Here is a 15,561-nt window from a genome sequence, read left to right on the forward strand (position 1 = left end):
TTTCCATATGCGGTTAATATTTCATTAATGTTAAAATATCGTAATCGTCAAGCTTGTCTCTGCCGTCAAGGTAAGAAAGCTCGATTAAGAACGCAATACCGGCTACGACGCCGCCCAGTTCTTCGACCAGCTTAATCGTTGCTTCGATCGTGCCGCCTGTTGCAAGCAAGTCATCAGTAATCAGCACGCGCTGTCCCGGCAGAATCGCATCTTTATGAATCGTCAGTACGTCTTTTCCGTACTCCAAACCGTAATCGACTTTAATGACCTCACGCGGAAGTTTTCCTTCTTTCCGAACCGGCGCAAAGCCCACTCCGAGAGCGTATGCAACCGGACAGCCGATAATAAAGCCGCGCGCTTCAGGCCCGACAACTAAATCAATTTCTTTTTCTTTTGCATATTCAACAATTTGGTCAGTGGCGTAACGGTATACGTCGCCTTTGTCCATCAATGTCGTAATATCTTTAAATTGTACGCCTTCTTTCGGGTAATCGGGCACAATTGTTACGTATTTTTTAAGATCCATCTGTTCTATGTCCTCCTCGTACTTTCATAAGCTTCTGAACCTTGGTTCATCAGCTTATTCAGCCATTCCTTCAGCTCATAGGCTGCGGAATAATTGAGCTTCTGGTCTAATTCCATCAGCTGCTGTTTTACCTGATAGGTTTGCGAATCTGCCAGGTCGCGTTTTTTCGCGCCGCTCACGACAGACAGCACACCATCTTCTATTTTAACAAAACCGAGATCAAAAAACACCTTTGTCATGAAATTGATTGTGTCAATTGACCATCCTCTGTGTCTCGCAAGCTCTGAACCATGCTTGCCGAAGTCAAAAGCGCCCCTTTTCAAGAGAAATGCGTAAAACCACTTGAAGTCATTTCGAGATGGAAATGAGGACAGGAAATGTTCTTCATGATTGATAAAAACAAAATAAATCCGTTCCGGCTTCTTTCCGTCAAGCAAATGCTGCAGGCGATCCGCTGACGGCGGCACATCCAGAAAAACGGCATATTTTCCGTCAAGCTGGAGAGCTTCCGCCTCGGATTCCGATGTGATCCCGGCCAGCTCGCCCGACAGCTCTTTTGCACGGAGCTTCTGAGCGGTTTTTTCGTTAAAGCTGATGAGCACCCGTTTTTCCTTCGGCAGCGCGGTGACCGTGTCTTCCCACGTCCGCTTGCCCCTGATATCAAAAAGCTGCCATTCCGGCACCGCAGCGTCTTTAATCATCAGCTGGGGCTTCTTTCTGTTGTTCCATTCATTAATGGACATCTCGCCGACAATGGAAATCGTTGATCCGGGGACAACTCCGGCTTCAAGCTCTCCTTTGTTAAAGCCGACGCAGTCAAGGACGGCGGAATCACTTTTCACCGTCATTTTCACGTGATTTTTATTCGCTCCGATCAGGCGCACATCATCAAGCACGGCATTTTTCACCATCACATGCGGTTTAGGGTTAAGCATGCCGAACGGCGACAGCATATTTAATTCTGTAATGCTTTCAACGGTTATGTCTTCTACGCCGCAGACAAGATCAACCTCCTGAACGGGAATAAAATCCTCTTCCGTAAGGGTTTCTTCAGCCATTTGATTCAGCCTGTCCCTTAATTCCGCCACATCTTCAGCCTTCAATGTCATTCCTGCCGCCATCGGATGCCCGCCGAAATGAGGAAGAATGTCTCTGCACTGTGAAAGGCTCGTAAACAGGTTGAAGCCTCTGATGCTTCGCGCCGACCCTTTAGCGATTCCCTGCTCCTCATCTATCCCAAGCACAACAGCGGGACGGTAAAAACGTTCAGCCAGCTTCGATGCGACAATACCGACGACTCCCGGATTCCAGCCGGCTTTTGCCACTACAATGGCAGACGGGTTTCCGCCTTGCTGCTGAACCATTTCAACAGCCTCTTCGGTCATGGTTTTCACCATTTTCTGCCGCTCTTTATTCAGCCGGTCAATATCCGAAGCCAGTTCCTCCGCTTCAAACTGATCTTCGGTCATCAGCAGATGGACGGCGGGATCGGCCTGTTCTATTCTTCCGACGGCATTGAGCCTCGGCGCGACCTGAAATCCGATCGTTTCCTCATCAGCTTGTCCGATATCTCCGCCGGAAAGCTTAATCAGGGCTTTGAGGCCCGGCCGATTTGTCGTCCGAAGCCTTTCGATTCCGAGTGACGCAATTAATCTGTTTTCATCATGAAGAGGCACCAGATCTGCAACCGTACCGATTGCCGCCAAGTCCAGCATAGCTTCCGGCAAAGAACCCGTAAGCGCGTGGGCAAGCTTAAACGCCACACCGACGCCGGCCAATTCTTTAAACGGATAGCCGCATCCCGGCTGCTTCGGGTGGATGATCGCAAATACGTCAGGAAGCTCGGGTCCCGGCTCATGGTGGTCGGTAATAATGACGTCTAAGCCCAGCTCTTTTGCGACTTCAGCTTCATGGACGGCGGCGATTCCCGTATCCACTGTAATGATCAGCGAAAATCCCCGCTCTTTTATGGAGCGGAAAGCTTGTTCATTCGGGCCGTAGCCTTCTGTGAAACGGTCGGGAATATAAAAGTCAACGTCCGCCGACAGCTGTCTCAGTGCCGTCAGCATCACCGACGTGCTTGTAACGCCGTCTGCATCGTAATCTCCGTAAATCATAATCGGTTCCCCTTGAGAAACCGCCATTTTTATCCGATCAACTGCTTCCCGCATTCCCTTTAATTCATACGGGTCATAAAAGTCTGCATCCTTTGTATGTAAAAACAGCCTTGCGCTTTCGGCAGTATCAAAACCTCTTTTTACAAGCAGTGATGCCACAAGAGGTGTTATGTCCAATTGTTCTGTGAGTGATTTGACTTTTTCCTGATCCGGCTGCTGGATTTCCCAGCGCATTTTTGACGCTAACATAAATTCACCCCTCAACCACCCTATTATACTAGAGCGGACTGAGGGGTTTCAAATGTTATTCTGATCCTTTTTTCTCTTCAAGCATTTCTTCCGGCGGCGCGGCTGTTTTTTGGCCGTCCGAATCAGCCGTCAATTCAGCCGCAGATCTGTTTTCTTTCCGCAGCATTTTAATTTCGCGCTTCAGCTTCATCACTTGAAAGATACCGGCTGAAAACACGATCAGCGCTCCCATTAACACAGAGCCTAAAATGACTAAAATCAGCGGCCATTCAGCGGTTCCGAACAGATAATCAACCTCAACCGCCCGCACGTTAATGACAGCAAAGATGGCGACAATCAAAGTAAATAGTAAAGCGAATATAATAGTCCATTGTTTATTCATGCGTCTGCCCCCAATTGTTCATTCTTATCTTTTCCCCCATTTCCCCGGGAGTAAACCCCGGTCTCAGGAAATCCGGGCCGTTAATTGCTCGCGGACCAGCTTTTTCAGTCCGCTTCTTTCTCCCGATATGACGAGGGTGTCCCCTTCTTCAATTACGGTATCAATGCCGGGGCTCAGCTGTTTTTGCCGGTTTTTCTTTACGATCGCAATAATCTGGACGTTGTAATGTTTCTTGATCTCCAAATCTCCGATTGTACGGCTGACAGCCGGTGCATGAGATTCGGCTTTAAACCACTCAATGACGAGGTCATCAAGCGCAACTTCCACAGATTCCAGCGCTTTCGGCTTATACGTCATCCCGCCTAAAATAGCGGAAATCTGCCTCGCCTCTTCGTCGTTAAATTCAACGGATGCCAAGCATTCGTCATGATCATTCTCATCGAAGTAATAGAGCTCTTTTCTGCCGTCATCATGAAGAATAATACTGATTTTATCATGATTTTTCGTAATGACTTCTACTTTCTGGCCGATGCCCGGAAGCTCCGACTCACGAACGTTCATAAGAACCCTCCTACATGTTTTTACAATGATGATTGATTATGTAAGCGTATGTCATTATAGCAAATGCAGGTTTTAAGTTCAATGCGGCCTAAAAAACAGGCTGCCTTCCGGAAGACAGCCTGTTCCCATTTTACTCTTCGATTGATTTTTTCCCTTTAAATTCTTTACCTTTCCATACAAGCCACAGCTGCGCGGCGATGTAAAGAGAGGAATAAACGCCCGTCAATAAACCGACCAATAAGGCGACGGAGAAGTTTGTAATTGACGATGAGCCCAAAATGAGCAGCACGACGACAACAATCACAACGGTCAAGACCGTATTGATCGAACGTGTAAAGGTTTGCTGCAAGCTCAGATTCACGATATGTTCCAGATCGGCAAATGACTTCGGCTTACGTTTTTTCATCTGCTCACGTATCCGGTCAAATGTAACGATCGTATCATTTATCGAGTAACCGATTATGGTGAGAATAGCGGCGATAAAGGTGACATCGACCTCCAGCCTGGTAATGCTGAAAAACGCGACGATAAAGAAAGCGTCATACAGCAGGGATACAATTGCGGCGATAGCCATTCTGTACTCGAAACGGATTGACACGTAAATAATGATGCCGATTGATGCAATGGCGACAGCATATAAAGCATTACGGGCCAGTTCTTTTCCGACTGTCGGCGATACCGTGCTGACGTTCGGTTCAGATCCGTATTTGTCCTTAAAGTACGTTTTGATTTCAGCGATTTTTTCTTTAGATGGCTCTCCGACAAACCGGGCCGCGGCAACATGGTTCTCTTTACCAGAAAGCACGATGTTTTCCGGTTCCATGCCGAGAGAGTCAAAGTCTTTTTCAACCTGCTGCGCCGTCAATGCATGATTGCTCTGCACGTCAATCCGCGCACCGCTTGCAAAATCGATTCCCAGGTTGAGCTTAAAGACCAGTAAGATGATAATTCCCGCAATGGTTACAGCGCTTGAGAAAATAAAGAAATATTTTCGCTTGCTCGTGAAATCCCATTTTTGGAATGCCGTATGCGGTTCAGTATTTTCATCCGTTTTTTGAATGTCCATAATGTGTTTTTTCTTGACGCCGAACCAGCCTTTTTTCCGGTCAAGCCATCTGCTTTCCACGAGAAGGGAGAGCAGGAATCTTGAAAGGAAGACAGCTGTAATAAAGCTTGTCAGAATTGACAGAATCAGCATCGTCGCAAACCCTTTTACAGAGCTTGCCCCGAAAATAAAGAGCACGACCGCTGCGATGATCGTTGTAATGTTCGCATCGAAAATCGTCGCGAATGACCGTCTGTTCCCTGAACGGAAAGCTGAGCGGACGGATTTGCCGAGTTTCAGTTCTTCTTTTATCCGTTCATAGGTGATGATGTTGGCGTCAACCGCCATCCCGACACCCAAAATGAGCGCCGCAATACCCGGAAGCGTCAGCACCGCCTGCATCCAGTCAAACACTTGAAGCGTAATATATACGTATACAGAAAGCGTAATTACCGCTATGAGTCCAGGCAGTCTGTAATAAAGCAGCATAAATAAGAAAACAATTGCAATACCGATGATGCCGGCCTCTACCGTATCATGCAAAGCCTGCTGTCCGAATTGCGCCCCTACTGAAGTAGAGTATTTTTCGGTCAGTTTCACAGGCAGCGCGCCCGCGTTTAAAATATTGGCCAAGTCCTTCGCTTTTTGAACGGTGAACTGACCTTCAATCGTGACATCCTTCGTGTTTAATTCCTGGCTCACATTCGGAGCGGATACATATTTCGGATGTTTTTTGCCGACTTCTTTTTTAAATGAATCGCCTTTTTGGTAATCAAGCCAGATCACAAGCTGATTATTAGGCGCCATTTTCTTGACTTTTTTCGTCACTTCTCCGAACTTATCCGCATCCTTCAGCTTAACGCTGACAATCGGTTCGTTCGTCGTCGGATCAAAGGTTTGCTTCGCGCCGTTTTCCACGAGATCAGAGCCGTTTAACAGCTCTTTATCATTCGTATCCCTGAACGAGAGCTGCGCTTCCGTTGACAGAATTTCGCGCGCCCTGTTCTGATTCGTGACGCCCGCCAGCTGTACGCGGATGCGGTTATTTCCTTCAATCTGAATATTCGGCTCGCTTACGCCGAGAACGTTAGCCCGGCGGTTCAGCGCCTGCACCGTGCTGACGAGCACGTCTTTTGTGATTTTATCGCCTTTTTTGACGGGCTGCACATCGTACAGAACTTCAAACCCGCCGCGTAAATCCAATCCTAACGTAATATTATTGGCAGCCGGTTTTGTAAAATACCCCAGCCCTGTGCCGATCAATAATACGATCAGGAAAAACGCAATCAAGCGTCCTTTTTTCATTATGTATTTCCTCCTTAAACCTATGCCGTCAAATCATTATCTCAACAGTTCATCCAAAGCTTGCTGACCCTCATCGCTTTCCAGCCAATTAGACGACTTAAAAGCTTCAACGGTTGCATAGTTCATAAAATCGCCAATTTTTACTGATAAAATATGACCGGCCAATTCATGCAGCGGCAGTTCCTTTTTCTGTTTCCACTTTTTATGTATTAAGTATGACCATAAACTCTCGTGCTCAACATCATCGTATCCGAGGATTTTGAACTCTTCAAGTTTACTGTACAAGAAAGGCCGCAAATGATCTTTGTACATTTCGGCGGGATGTTTCTCCACTGGGCGCTCGCTCCTTTTTCCATTTTTCTCGAAGACTTGTCATGCTCGGACGACATCGGCGCATATCTTTATTGTATATGATTCCAGGTAGTTTGAGAAGGCAGGGGTTTATAAAATGGCAAAACAGACTTTTTTAAGGGGCACTCTTATTCTCATCGCAGCCGGGATGATTACGAGAATGCTCGGCTTTGTCAACCGGGTGGTTATCGCCCGGTTTATCGGTGAAGAAGGGGTCGGTTTATACATGATGGCTGCCCCGACATTTTTCTTGGCCACCACTTTGACTCAATTCGGCCTCCCCGTTGCCATCAGCAAACTTGTCGCTGAAGCAAGCGCGCGGGGGGACCGGCAGAAAATGAAACACATTTTAGTGATGTCGCTTACCGTAACCGGGATATTAAGTCTCATCTTCACGCCGCTGTTTTTATGCTTTGCGCCGATTATGTCCGAAACGATGCTGACGGATCAGCGCACGGTTTACCCGCTTCTGGCGATTACGCCCGTCGTGCCGATTATCGCGATCTCCAGCGTGCTGCGCGGTTACTTTCAGGGCAGGCAGAATATGAACCCGCTGGCGTTTTCCCAAGTACTTGAGCAGATCGTGCGGATTTCACTTGTCGCGGTCTGCACGACGGTGTTTCTGCCGTACGGGATTGAATATGCCGCAGCAGGAGCCATGATTTCGTCTGTCATCGGGGAGCTTGCCTCTCTTATTTATTTATTCATTTGTTTTAAAGCAAATAAAACAATCAGAATCAGAAAACAATTTTTCAAGTCGATCGCAAATGGAAAAGAAACCTTCCGCCAGCTGATGAGCGTGTCGCTCCCGACAACCGGAAGCCGCTTCATCGGAAATTTATCTTGGTTTTTTGAACCTATTGTCGTCGCGCAAAGCCTTGCGATTGCAGGAGTGGCCACCGCTGCCGCCACCAGCCAGTACGGAGAGCTGACCGGATTTGCCATGACGGTTTTGACGCTGCCCAGCTTTATAACCTATTCTCTGTCAACGGCGCTTGTTCCTGCGATCAGTGAAGGAATGGAGCAAAAAAAGCTGCAAGTTGTCGAATACCGTCTGGAACAGGCGATGCGGCTGTGTCTTTTAAGCGGAGGCATTTCGGTGGTTATTTTATTCTCTTTCGCTGATGAACTGATGTCCGTCATGTACGGATCAACTAATGCGGCGGTATTTGTTAAAGTGATGGCGCCGTTTTTTCTGCTTTATTATTTTCAGGGGCCCCTTCAGGCGGTGCTGCAGGCTCTCAATTTAGCCGGGGCCGCCATGATGAACAGTTTTATCGGCGCCGCTGTCAAAACTGGCCTAATTTTTGTTTTGGCGACCAGGCCTTCCTTGGGCATCATGGGCGCCGCACTTGCGATTGTAACGGGGATGGTTCTTGTCACCCTGCTGCATGCGGCCACCGTAAGCAAGGTGCTTCCGATCAGCATTAAAATAAAAGAATACGCGCTCTGTTTTGCCGTCATATTCATTTGCGGCTATGTCAGCCGCATCATCAAACACGCCGTTCATTTTTCAGGGTCAGAGGCTGTTAATCTCACAGGCTGGATTGCAATGACCGCGATTTTGTACATTGCGCTTCTTCTGTTATTCAGGCTGATTAAAAGGGAAGAGCTGATCCGGATTCCGGTCATCGGCAAGTTCGTGACGCGGTGAAACCGATTCATGGCTCCCCTTTTTCATCTTTAAGATCAATAAAAAAAGCGCCGTCCGTAAACGTGCAGAATGATATAACCGAAAGATCGCGATATCCTCTTTTTGCTAAATTTTTTTCGAGCCAGTGTTTATCTTTCCCGATTCTGTCCAGATGCTCGTTCTGAATGACCCCGTCAACGATAAGCGATGTTTCCATCTGCTTATCCTTATTGTTTTTCTTTTTGACGATCGACAGTTTGCCTGAAGACTCCAAAATGGCATATGACACGTCAGAGATTCTATCGATGTTATTCTCCCTCAGCTGCATAAGAAGATCGTCAAAATTGTAGCGCTGCGATCTCATCGCCCGTTCATCAATTTTTCCCTGTTTTATAATAATGGTGGGTTTTCCGTCAAGCAGCTGCCGTATTTTTTGGCTTTTGAGCGAAATAAAAGCAAGGCTTACTTGAATAATCATTAAAACGACAATCGGCACAATCGTATGCAAAAGCTTATCTTTTACATTTTCAATTGCCAATACGGCAATCTCGGCAATCATAATGGAGACGACAAGGTCTAAAATGCTCAGTTCTCCGATTTCCCGTTTTCCCATCAGTCTGAAAATCACAAGAATGATAAAATAAAGCACAATCGTACGAAACGTAATAATGAAAATATCTTCCATATCGCACCTCCAACGGTCATAGCATTTGCCATCGGCTCTGAATTATGTAAGAAACGGGCTGAACATCATGCATTTACGTCTAATTCGAACATTCAGAGAATACATTTAGAAAAAGACGGGCTCCGGCTTGTCATATATCAGGCCGCAGGGCGGAGAGGAGATAAAAATGGAAGAAACGAAACAAGTGGGAAGAGGCGTCTTGTACGGCTTAGTGGCTATCTTTGCGGTGATGCTTCTTACGAGTTTGGCGATTTCGCTTTTACTGACAGTTACCTCAATGGAAGAATCATCTTTCAGCTGGCTGATCACCGCGCTTTCTTTTCTTTCTTTATTTGCGGGAGGTTTTATATCGGGCGGCAAAGCGAAGGAAAAAGGCTGGATGATCGGAGCGTTAACCGCCGTCTGTTTTTCATTAATCATCTTGCTGTTTCAATATTTAGGGTTCGGAAAAACGTTTACATCCGGTCAGCTTTTGTTTCATCTCGGCTTTTTGGGAGTCAGTATGCTGGGCGGCATTTTCGGAGTGAATTTGAAAGGAAGCAGATCAGCGTAATAAAAAAAGAGCGGATTCTCCGCTCTTTTTTTGTATGTATGAGCTTCGCTGTTATTCAGCGGAAGCTTCTCTAATTGCGCGGCGGTCAAATGTTAAACGGGTGTTATCACCTGTTTTAATGACGACCTTGCTTTCATCAATTGAATCAACAGTGCCGTGCAATCCTCCGATTGTCACCACTGAATCCCCTTTTTTCAGCTCTTCCTGCATCTGGCGTACGGCCTTCTGCTGCTTTTGCTGCGGACGGATGAGCAGGAAATAAAGCACTGCAAACATTAAAATAATAGGAACGATTGTACCTAAAGTACCCATCTGTTTCCCTCCCTTCAAGAATGGTTTTATTTAGAAGCTTTTCGCATTTGGCTTATTATAGCCGTAACGCTCAAAGAACTCTTCTCGGAAATCACCAAGACGATCCTCCCGGATGGCTTGTCTGACCTGCTCCATTAAGTGTAACAGAAAATGAAGGTTATGGTAAGTTGTTAATCGAATTCCAAACGTTTCATTACAGCGGATCAAATGTCTGATGTAAGCGCGGGAGTAATTTTTGCATGTATGGCAGCTGCACTCTTCATCAATCGGACGGAAATCACGCTCATATTTGGCGTTTTTCATATTCAGACGCCCTTCATTCGTAAACACCGTGCCGTTTCGGGCAATCCGGGTCGGCAGTACGCAGTCAAACATATCCACGCCGCGAATGGCGCCGTCAATTAAGGCATCCGGTGAACCCACACCCATTAAATATCTCGGCTTGTCCTTCGGTAAAAGCGGAGTTGTAAACTCAAGCACTCGGTTCATGACGTGCTTCGGCTCGCCGACAGATAATCCGCCTATGGCATACCCCGGAAAATCAAGCGAAACCAAGTCTTTTGCACTTTGTGTCCGCAGGTCTTCGTATTCTCCGCCCTGTACGATTCCGAACAGCCCCTGCTCATCTGAGCGCCCGTGCGCCTCCAGGCAGCGTTCCGCCCAGCGGCTGGTCCGTTCCACAGAGCGTTTCATGTAATCATACTCTGCCGGATACGGCGGACACTCATCAAACGCCATCATGATATCAGAGCCGAGGGCGTTTTGAATTTCCATCGCTTTTTCCGGAGATAAAAACAGCTTGTCTCCGTTTAAGTGATTGCGGAAATGAACGCCTTCTTCTTCTATATTACGAAACTTGCTCAATGAAAAGACCTGAAAACCGCCGGAATCCGTTAAAATCGCGCGGTCCCAGTTCATAAACTTATGAAGCCCGCCCGCTTCTTTTACAATGTCGTGTCCCGGGCGGAGCCATAAATGGTACGTATTGCTTAAAATAATGCCCGCATCCATAGATTTCAGCTCGTCCGGAGACATCGTCTTTACCGTAGCAAGCGTGCCGACCGGCATAAATACAGGCGTCTCAAAGGAGCCGTGGGGCGTATGAACTCTGCCCAGTCGCGCTCCCGTTTGTTTGCATTCCTTTATAAATTCATAACGTATCGGTTGTTCAGCCACTTTGTATGAGGCCTCCTGTCATTCAAATTAGATAATCAGCATGGCGTCGCCAAAGCTGAAGAAACGATATTCCTCTTCTACCGCATGACGGTAGGCGGAAAGAACATGCTCTCTGCCGGCAAGCGCAGAAACGAGCATGATAAGGGAAGATTTCGGCAGATGAAAATTGGTGATCATCCCGTCAATCGCCTTAAATTCATATCCCGGATAAATGAAGATGGACGTCCAGCCGCTTGAAGCGGTAAATACGCCGTCATGCTCGCCGGCAATGGTTTCCAGGGTGCGCGTTGATGTCGTCCCGACCGACACAATGCGCCCTCCCGCCTTTCTGACCTCGTTTAAAGAGGCGGCGGTTTCTTCCGTCATTTCATAAAATTCCGCGTGCATGTTATGCTCTTCCACATCATCCGCACTGACCGGGCGGAATGTGCCGAGTCCCACATGAAGTGTGATAAATTCAATCCGCACACCTTTTTGCTTCAGCTCGTCCAGAATCTCTTCCGTAAAATGAAGTCCGGCCGTCGGAGCTGCGGCAGATCCGATTTCTTTTGAAAAGACGGTCTGATACCGTTCTTTATCATCAAGCTGCTCTTTAATATAAGGAGGCAGCGGCATTTCACCGAGTGATTCAAGCACTTCGTAAAAAATCCCGTCATACCGGAATTCTATTTTTCTGCCTCCGTGATCAAGCTCCTCCGTGCAGACCGCTGTCAGCCGGCCGTCGCCAAATGTCAGGACCGTTCCTTTTTTTACGCGTTTCGCCGGCTTTACGAGCGTTTCCCATGTATCATTTTCTTCCTGTTTTAATAACAGAAGCTCCACTTTCGCTCCTGTATCTTCTTTTGTGCCGAATAATCTTGCAGGCAGCACACGGGTATTGTTCAAGACGAGGCAATCCCCTTCATTAAAAAAGCTTACAATCTCTTTAAATGAACTGTCCGTCAGCCCGCCCGTCTGTTTGTCGAGCACCATCAGCCGCGATGCGTCACGCTCTTTAAGCGGCACTTGGGCAATGAGGCGTTCAGGCAGTTCAAAATCAAATAAATCGACTTTCATCATTTCACCTTAATTCTGTCTATTGTTATTTCATTCTGCCGAAAAAATTAAGCAGAATGGATAGTATCACACTGATCACAATACAAGTGACAACGGGAAAGAAAAATGTAACATTTCCCTTCTTAACGAAAATATCTCCGGGCAGCCTTCCGACAAAGTGCCAGACTGCGCCGGCAATAAGCAAAACGGCACCGAGAACCATGAGAACCTTCGGAAAGTCAGTCACGGGCGGGCGCCTCCAATCGAAAATGTTCATACACAGCCGGCGTCACGACCCGTCCCCTCGGCGTCCTCTGAAGAAATCCGATCTGCAGCAGATACGGTTCGTACACATCCTCTATTGTATGCGGTTCTTCGCCGATTGTCGCGGAAATCGTATCAAGGCCGACGGGACCGCCGCTGAATTTTTCGATCATGCCCATCAGCAGCTTATGGTCGATATAGTCAAGGCCGAGCGCATCGACTTGAAGACGTTCGAGCGCGTCGTGAGCGATTTCTTCCGTGATGCGGCTGTCGCCGAGCACCTGGGCAAAATCTCTCACCCTTCTGAGCAGACGGTTTGCAACCCGCGGCGTTCCCCTTGACCGTCTGGCGATTTCCAGAGCCGGTGCTTTTTCGATATCCACTTCAAAAACGTCAGCCGTTCTTGACACGATATCTGTCAGCTCTTCCTGCGTATAGTATTCAAGGCGCGACAGCACCCCGAACCGGTCTCTGAGCGGTGCGGTCAATAATCCGACCCTTGTCGTCGCTCCTACAAGCGTAAAAGGGGGAAGGTCGAGACGGACGGAGCGGGCGGACGGGCCTTTTCCAATGACGATATCAAGGCAGAAATCCTCCATCGCCGGGTACAGCACTTCCTCAATTGAGCGGTTCAGCCTGTGAATTTCGTCTATAAACAGCACATCCCCTGGTTCGAGCGCCGTCAAAATGGCTGCCAAATCCCCCGGTCTTTCGATGGCGGGACCTGACGTCGTCCGCATCTCCACACCCATCTCATTGGCCACGATAGACGCAAGCGTTGTTTTCCCGAGACCCGGAGGCCCGTATAAAAGAACGTGGTCCAGCGTTTCCTGCCTCATTTTCGCCGCATCGATAAACACGCGCAGATTTTCTTTCACTTTCTTTTGGCCGATATACTGGGCGAGATTCTGCGGCCTGAGGCTTTGCTCGATTATTGATTCATGGCTGTCTGCTTCACTTGAAACGAGCCGTTCATCCATGAACATCACCTTACTTTAATAATTTTTGCAATGCTTTTTTCACATATTGATCTGTTGAAAGCGCCGTTTCCTCTTTTAAGTGAGGAAGCACTTTTTTAATTTCTTTTTCGGCGTAGCCGAGAACCCGGAGCGCTTCAAGCGCCTCGTCAAGCGCCGTTTCAGCCTCTTGTTTTTCAATGCGCGCTTCATGATTGAACAGGTTGTCAATCATTTCAGGCACGACGTCGGCAAGTTTGCCTTTCAAATCAAGAATAATCTGCCGCGCCGTTTTTTTGCCCACACCCGGAAATTTCACCAAAAAGGCTTCATCTTCCTGTTCGATCGCTTCGATGACGGCTCCGGGATCACCGGAACCGAGGATGGCGAGCGCCCCTTTAGGCCCGATGCCGGTGACGTTCAGCAGCTTTGTGAAAAGCGCTTTTTCTTCCCGGGTTGAAAAACCGTACAAAGAAAAGGCGTCTTCTTTTATATGATGATACGTAAAAATGGTCTCTTGATTGCTTACCTTATAAATAAACGGATTCGGAGTGAAGACCTGATAGCCGATTCCGCCGTTTTCAATCACGATGTATTGGGGAGATACATAATCAATCGTCCCCTTCACGAATTCAATCACACCTATTCACCTCTTTGACTGCTTATCATTGTAACACAAAAACAGCCAAAGTCTTATAGAAAAGTTAACGTATGTTCGCTCTGACACCTTCCATTCAGAAAAAAAAGACATGTGTCACATGTCTTGCGTCAAAGTCAGCCGCTGTAAGTCTTAATATGATCGATCACGCTCTCAAACTCCGCTTTTGTCCTGTACGGTATGCCGTGTTCCAAGTGCTTTTGCAATCGGCTTTCCAGCCTTTCTATATCAATCTGGAAGAAAGATTGAATCGGCTCGGCCAGCGATCCGGGACGGCCGTGAAAAGTGGAGATGACGCCTCCGTCCGTGACGCCGATATAACCGTTAACCTTACTGAGCGGAGAAATGTCATCAACATGCTTACGGAAAAGGACGAAGCCTTTTTTCTGCTCAACGAGCGTCCAGCCGGCATATGAGGCCCAAAAATCCTCCATCGCCAAAACGGTTTCATCCGTATGTTCGATGCCGACATCACCGTCCAGATAGACCTTTTCCAGCTGGACGTGCACCCGAAGCGGCCCGTAATGCTCAACCTCCGCCCCGTATGCGCCTTTTCCTCCGCAAATCAGGACTGCAGCCGATAAGACAAGCATAAACAATAGACGAGCACCGCAAATTCGTTTCACCAATAACACCTCTTTATTCAATCAAACTCTTGATGCTAGTTTGACCAAAGATGCCGGTGCTTAATCGTTTTCTTTCATTTGTCTGTTTCAGCCGAAAAAAAGCAGCTCTCTAAATGAGGGCTGCTGCGATGATTATGCCCGGCCGGCTGAAATCAGTTTCATTTGTCCGGGCGTCAGTTTGAGCCGGTATCCCCTTACGGTCAGATACACAGTTTTTGCTCCGCGGCTTTTGTCATGCTCCGTTTTTTTCATCCCGGCCCCTCCGTTACGTTTTATTACTTTTATGTTAACACCGCAATATAAAGAGCGTTTTAAGAATATGTAAAGAAATGATGAAGCTTTATCCATAAAAATACTGCCGGATGAAATCATCCGGCAGTCCCGTTTAACGGCTGTTTCTGTTCATGTCTTGCAGCTTTGTAAAAGTAGCGTTGTCGGTAAACACTTGAATTGTACGGCCGTCCGCGAATTTTTTGGCCGCATGTTTGACATGTTTATCATCATTCTTCGTAAAAGGATGATTTGTTCTGACGGCAATGACGACTCTCGTGTCAGTCACGATGACCTGACTATCCTGTACGCCTTTTACTTTTTTCACGCGGTTTGCAACTTTTGCCGCCAACCTGATGTTTTCGGCGTTGTCATACCCATTATAAGACATTGCTGCCGGCGGCGTATTGACATTTCGGCCGTTATATGTGCCGTCCGTCGTTAACGGAACCCCGTCATTAGGTGCGTACTGATCGGACACGTTTGTCGTATTATGACGGCCGTTTCGGTTTTCCATCATTTCAGAAACGGGTCCTTGATGGTCCATTCCGTACTGGCCTCTGCCGTTACCATTATCATTCGAATAATATCCGACCGGACGTGTTGACTGGTTGTAGCGTCCGTCATTCATGGCATTATTTGCTCCGCATGCCGTTAAGCTTGCCGTCACGGCTAAAACGCCCGCGATCGTCATCAGTTTTTTACCCAATGGAAAAACCCCCCCGTGGATTCATCGCTGTTTTGAGCGTTTTCCGCTCATGTTTAGGATGCGCGGCGGGCGGCGGGTTTAAGCTTGTCAGTTATGTCCATTCCTCAGTTGGACATAAAAAAAGGAACGACATACATCGTCCCGAAAC

17 protein-coding genes are annotated in these 15,561 nt (G+C 47.5%); 2 read left to right on the forward strand and 15 right to left on the reverse strand.

The annotated features are described in order from the left end of the window. Nucleotides 1–13: 13 nt before the first annotated feature. From NYE36_RS14070 to NYE36_RS14095, 6 genes are all read right to left on the reverse strand, one after another. Nucleotides 14–526, reverse strand: a complete 513-nt coding sequence (locus NYE36_RS14070) for an adenine phosphoribosyltransferase (RefSeq protein ID WP_003152714.1) — start codon at nucleotides 524–526, stop codon at nucleotides 14–16. 5 nt (nucleotides 527–531) lie between these two features. Continuing rightward, nucleotides 532–2,892, reverse strand: a complete 2,361-nt coding sequence (recJ, locus tag NYE36_RS14075) for a single-stranded-DNA-specific exonuclease RecJ (RefSeq protein ID WP_094032217.1) — start codon at nucleotides 2,890–2,892, stop codon at nucleotides 532–534. A 55-nt stretch (nucleotides 2,893–2,947) separates the two neighbouring features. Beyond that, on the reverse strand, nucleotides 2,948–3,274 hold the full coding sequence (locus NYE36_RS14080) for a lipopolysaccharide assembly LapA domain-containing protein (protein WP_072177620.1): 327 nt from the start codon (nucleotides 3,272–3,274) through the stop codon (nucleotides 2,948–2,950). 63 nt (nucleotides 3,275–3,337) lie between these two features. Continuing rightward, complete coding sequence (locus tag NYE36_RS14085; protein ID WP_012118088.1) at nucleotides 3,338–3,835, reverse strand: cation:proton antiporter regulatory subunit; 498 nt, start codon at nucleotides 3,833–3,835, stop codon at nucleotides 3,338–3,340. A 130-nt stretch (nucleotides 3,836–3,965) separates the two neighbouring features. Continuing rightward, a complete protein-coding gene (secDF, locus tag NYE36_RS14090; protein WP_094032216.1) occupies nucleotides 3,966–6,185 on the reverse strand; it encodes a protein translocase subunit SecDF in 2,220 nt (739 codons plus the stop codon). A 36-nt stretch (nucleotides 6,186–6,221) separates the two neighbouring features. Then, nucleotides 6,222–6,518 (reverse strand): post-transcriptional regulator, encoded by a 297-nt coding sequence (locus tag NYE36_RS14095; protein ID WP_094032215.1) that lies wholly within the window; start codon nucleotides 6,516–6,518, stop codon nucleotides 6,222–6,224. Nucleotides 6,519–6,633: 115 nt separating this feature from the next. Here NYE36_RS14095 and spoVB point away from each other — a divergent pair, with 115 nt between their 5' ends. Next, the gene (spoVB, locus tag NYE36_RS14100; RefSeq protein WP_007408188.1) at nucleotides 6,634–8,190 is read left to right on the forward strand and encodes a stage V sporulation protein B; all 1,557 of its coding nucleotides are present in this window, start codon (nucleotides 6,634–6,636) and stop codon (nucleotides 8,188–8,190) included. Between the two features lie 7 nt (nucleotides 8,191–8,197). Here the strand turns inward: spoVB and NYE36_RS14105 are convergent, their stop codons facing one another. Further along, entirely contained in the window at nucleotides 8,198–8,854 is a 657-nt protein-coding gene (locus NYE36_RS14105; protein ID WP_003152699.1) for a DUF421 domain-containing protein, read from the reverse strand. 166 nt (nucleotides 8,855–9,020) lie between these two features. On the opposite strand from NYE36_RS14105, the gene NYE36_RS14110 reads away from it, so the two are divergent. Continuing rightward, the gene (locus tag NYE36_RS14110; RefSeq protein WP_003152697.1) at nucleotides 9,021–9,407 is read left to right on the forward strand and encodes a TIGR04086 family membrane protein; all 387 of its coding nucleotides are present in this window, start codon (nucleotides 9,021–9,023) and stop codon (nucleotides 9,405–9,407) included. A gap of 51 nt (nucleotides 9,408–9,458) precedes the next feature. On the opposite strand, the gene yajC is transcribed toward NYE36_RS14110, so the two are convergent. The 8 genes from yajC to NYE36_RS14150 all read right to left on the reverse strand — a co-directional run bounded on the left by yajC (nucleotide 9,459) and on the right by NYE36_RS14150 (nucleotide 15,413). Next, entirely contained in the window at nucleotides 9,459–9,719 is a 261-nt protein-coding gene (gene yajC, locus NYE36_RS14115) for a preprotein translocase subunit YajC (protein WP_003152695.1), read from the reverse strand. Between the two features lie 30 nt (nucleotides 9,720–9,749). Then, a complete protein-coding gene (gene tgt / locus NYE36_RS14120; protein WP_007408186.1) occupies nucleotides 9,750–10,895 on the reverse strand; it encodes a tRNA guanosine(34) transglycosylase Tgt in 1,146 nt (381 codons plus the stop codon). A gap of 27 nt (nucleotides 10,896–10,922) precedes the next feature. Next, entirely contained in the window at nucleotides 10,923–11,951 is a 1,029-nt protein-coding gene (gene queA / locus NYE36_RS14125) for a tRNA preQ1(34) S-adenosylmethionine ribosyltransferase-isomerase QueA (protein WP_003152692.1), read from the reverse strand. A 25-nt stretch (nucleotides 11,952–11,976) separates the two neighbouring features. After that, complete coding sequence (locus tag NYE36_RS14130) at nucleotides 11,977–12,177, reverse strand: DUF2905 domain-containing protein (protein WP_003152687.1); 201 nt, start codon at nucleotides 12,175–12,177, stop codon at nucleotides 11,977–11,979. Beyond that, nucleotides 12,170–13,174, reverse strand: a complete 1,005-nt coding sequence (ruvB, locus tag NYE36_RS14135; protein ID WP_094032214.1) for a Holliday junction branch migration DNA helicase RuvB — start codon at nucleotides 13,172–13,174, stop codon at nucleotides 12,170–12,172. The genes NYE36_RS14130 and ruvB overlap by 8 nt, the downstream gene beginning before the upstream one ends. A 10-nt stretch (nucleotides 13,175–13,184) precedes the next feature. Beyond that, complete coding sequence (gene ruvA / locus NYE36_RS14140; RefSeq protein WP_003152683.1) at nucleotides 13,185–13,790, reverse strand: Holliday junction branch migration protein RuvA; 606 nt, start codon at nucleotides 13,788–13,790, stop codon at nucleotides 13,185–13,187. Between the two features lie 134 nt (nucleotides 13,791–13,924). After that, complete coding sequence (locus NYE36_RS14145; RefSeq protein WP_015417917.1) at nucleotides 13,925–14,434, reverse strand: intercompartmental signaling factor BofC; 510 nt, start codon at nucleotides 14,432–14,434, stop codon at nucleotides 13,925–13,927. A gap of 385 nt (nucleotides 14,435–14,819) precedes the next feature. Then, nucleotides 14,820–15,413 carry a YhcN/YlaJ family sporulation lipoprotein gene (locus tag NYE36_RS14150; RefSeq protein ID WP_014721606.1) on the reverse strand — a complete coding sequence of 198 codons (594 nt, stop codon included), beginning with the start codon at nucleotides 15,411–15,413 and terminating at the stop codon, nucleotides 14,820–14,822. Between the last annotated feature and the right edge of the window lie 148 nt (nucleotides 15,414–15,561).

Source organism: Bacillus sp. FSL R5-0593 (genome assembly GCF_038603755.1).
Taxonomy (GTDB): Bacteria; Bacillota; Bacilli; order Bacillales; family Bacillaceae; genus Bacillus; species Bacillus velezensis.